Raw genomic sequence first — 3,472 nt, 5'->3', positions numbered from 1 at the left:
GCCGGTCACGGACGACCAGCCGATGAGCACCGGGAAGCAGCCGGCGATCCCGCCCCAGACGATGTTCTGCTCGGTGCGGCGCTTGAGGATCATCGTGTAGATCACGACGTAGAAGAAGATGGCCGCGGCCGAGAGTCCGGCCGCCAGCGCGTTGGTGAACGCCCACAGCCACACGGTCGAGACGACGGCGAGCGTCCATGCGAACGTCAGAGCCCCGCGCGGCGACACCTCACCGGTGACCAGCGGACGGTTCTCGGTGCGCTGCATGTGCGCGTCGATGTCGCGATCCAGGTACATGTTGAACGCGGCGGCGGAACCGGCGCTCAGGGATCCCCCGATGACGGTGGCGAAGATGAGCCAGATGTCGGGAAGTCCGCGTGCCGCCAGGATCATGACCGGAACGGTCGTGACCAGCAGCAGCTCGAGCACGCGCGGCTTCGTCAGAGCGACATAAGCGCGAACGGTGCGTCCGACGGAGCGGCGATCGGTCGTCGCAGTGACGTGCGACGTCGTCGAGATGTCCATCGTCCCCCGGGGTAGAGCGAGCGTATCCCCACGATTCTATGGCATCCCGTACACACACCCGGCCGCCTGTCGACCCCCTCGGGAACAGTCCCGGCCCTTCGTACGTTCTCGCTATGCTGGCGATGAACGCGCGCCCCGCGCCGACCACCCCACCCCACTCCCGCCCCTACGGCGTCGAGTGCGGCGTCGGATCGTGACCCCGGGCGCAAAGTGACGAGAAAGGCACCGTGTTGTCGGACTTCGAATGGGACGAGATCGATCGGCGCGCGGTGGACACCGCACGCGTTCTGGCGGCGGATGCCGTCGAGAAGGTGGGTAACGGGCACCCCGGTACCGCGATGTCCCTCGCACCCGCGGCCTACCTGCTCTACCAGCGCGTCCTGCGCCACGACCCGGCCGACACGCACTGGCCCGGACGCGACCGCTTCATCCTCTCCGTGGGCCACTCCTCGCTCACGCAGTACGTGCAGCTCTACCTCGGCGGTTTCGGCCTCGAGCTGAAGGACCTCGAGGCGCTGCGCACGTGGGGCTCGCTCACCCCGGGTCACCCCGAGTACGGCCACACCGACGGCGTCGAGATCACGACCGGCCCGCTCGGCCAGGGCCTGGCCTCGTCGGTCGGCTTCGCCTACGCCGCCCGCTACGAGCGCGGTCTGTTCGACCCGGAGACCCCGGCCGGCGAGAGCCCCTTCGACCACTACGTCTACGTCATCGCGGGTGACGGCGACCTCCAGGAGGGCGTGACCAGCGAGGCCTCCTCGCTCGCCGGCCACCAGGAGCTCGGCAACCTCATCGCGATCTACGACTCCAACCAGATCTCGATCGAGGACGACACGAACGTCGCTTTCACCGAGGACGTGCAGAAGCGCTACGAGTCCTACGGCTGGCACGTGCAGACCGTCGACTGGAAGAAGACCGGTCAGTATGTCGAGGACGTCGCCGAGCTGAACTCCGCGATCGAGGCCGCGAAGGGCGAGACGAGCAAGCCCTCGCTCATCATCCTCAAGACGATCATCGGCTGGCCCTCCCCCGGTAAGCAGAACTCCGGCAAGATCCACGGTTCGGCGCTCGGCGCCGACGAGCTCAAGGCCACCAAGGAGGTGCTCGGCTTCGACCCCGAGCAGCACTTCGCCGTCGCCGACGACGTCCTGGCGCACACGCGCCAGCTCGTCGAGCGCGGTGCCGCCGAGAAGGCCGCCTGGCAGGAGAAGTTCGACGCGTGGGCCGCCGCCCACCCCGAGCGCAAGCAGCTGTGGGACCGCCTGCAGGCCCGCGAGCTCCCCGCGGACATCGCCGACGCGCTCCCCGCCTTCGAGGCCGGCAAGGACGTCTCGACGCGTGCCGCGTCGGGCACGGTCATCAACGCGCTGGCCGCCGAGCTCCCCGAACTGTGGGGCGGTTCGGCCGACCTCGCCGAGTCGAACCTGACCACGATCAAGGATGCCAAGTCCTTCATCCCCACCTCGTGGTCGACGCACGAGTGGTCCGGCGACCCGTACGGCCGCGTGCTGCACTTCGGCATCCGCGAGCACGCCATGGGCGCGATCCTCAACGGCATCGTGCTGCACGGACCGACGCGTCCGTTCGGCGGCACGTTCCTCATCTTCAGCGACTACATGCGCCCGCCGGTGCGTCTGGCCGCGCTGATGAACATCCCGACGGTCTTCGTCTGGACGCACGACTCCGTCGCCCTCGGTGAGGACGGCCCGACGCACCAGCCGATCGAGCAGCTCGCCAGCCTCCGCGCCATCCCGAACTTCGCCCTCGTGCGTCCCGCGGATGCCAACGAGACCTCGGTCGTGTGGCTCGAGATCCTCCGTCGCACCGCCGGTCCCGCCGGTCTCGCGCTCACGCGGCAGAACATCCCCGTGTTCGCGCGCGGCGAGGGCGAGGCCTCCGGAGACGTCTTCGCCTCGGCCGCGAACGCGGTCAAGGGCGCCTACGTCCTCGCGGAGGCCCCGAACGGCGAGCCCGACGTGATCCTCATCGCCACGGGCTCCGAGGTGCAGCTGGCCGTCCAGGCCCGCGAGACCCTCGCCGCCGACGGCATCAACGCCCGCGTGGTGTCGGCTCCGTCGCTCGAGTGGTTCGCCGAGCAGGACGAGGCGTACCGCGAGTCCGTGCTGCCGTCCTCGGTGAAGGCGCGCGTCTCCGTCGAGGCGGGTTCCGCGCTCACGTGGGCGGGCATCGTCGGCGACGCCGGTCGCTCGGTCGCCATCGACCACTTCGGCGCCTCCGCCGACTACAAGACCCTCTTCCAGAAGTTCGGCATCACCGCCGAGGCGGTCGTGTCGGCCGCCCACGAGTCGATCGCCGCCGCGAAGTAATCCCAGGAGAGAACAGACAATGAGCACTCCCACCGAACAGCTTTCCGCCGCAGGCGTCAGCATCTGGCTCGACGACCTGTCCCGTCAGCGCATCCAGTCCGGCAACCTCGCCGAACTCATCGAGAAGCGCAACGTCTCCGGTGTCACCACGAACCCGACGATCTTCGCCGGCGCGCTCTCCAAGGGCGAGGCCTACGAGGGCCAGGTCCGCGAGCTCGCGGGCCACGGCGCGGGCGTCGACGAGGCGATCTTCTCGATCACCACCGACGACGTGCGCGACGCGTGCGACATCTTCCTGCCCGTGTTCGAGGCCACCGGCGGAGTCGACGGCCGCGTGTCGATCGAGGTCTCCCCCGACCTCGCGCACGACACCGAGGCGACCATCGCCCAGGCGAAGGACCTCTCGGCGCGCGTCGACCGCCCGAACGTCCTCATCAAGATCCCCGCGACGAAGGCGGGCCTCCCCGCCATCACCGAGGTCATCGGTGCGGGCATCTCCGTGAACGTCACGCTGATCTTCAGCCTCGAGCGCTACGCCGAGGTCATCGACGCGTACCTCGCCGGCGTCGAGAAGGCCCGCGAGGCCGGACACGACATCTCGACCCTGCAATCGGTCGCGT

General features: G+C 69.1%; 3 protein-coding genes. 2 read left to right on the top strand and 1 reads right to left on the bottom strand.

The genetic code is table 11. From position 1 onward, the window contains the following. Positions 1-525 (bottom strand): heme o synthase (locus I5G_RS07640; protein WP_022878527.1); only part of this gene is annotated, 525 nt, incomplete at its 3' end. 230 nt (positions 526-755) lie between these two features. Between I5G_RS07640 and tkt the strand changes: the two genes are divergently transcribed. Together tkt and tal are read left to right on the top strand one after the other, a co-directional pair. Next, positions 756-2,852, top strand: a complete 2,097-nt coding sequence (tkt, locus tag I5G_RS07635; protein WP_026095748.1) for a transketolase — start codon at positions 756-758, stop codon at positions 2,850-2,852. Positions 2,853-2,871: 19 nt separating this feature from the next. Then, the coding region (gene tal / locus I5G_RS07630; RefSeq protein WP_022878525.1) for a transaldolase at positions 2,872-3,472 on the top strand (601 nt) is incomplete at its 3' end.

This window comes from Microbacterium sp. B19 (assembly GCF_000333395.1).
Lineage (GTDB): Bacteria > Actinomycetota > Actinomycetes > Actinomycetales > Microbacteriaceae > Microbacterium.
This window is presented reverse-complemented; position numbering and strand designations above follow the sequence as displayed.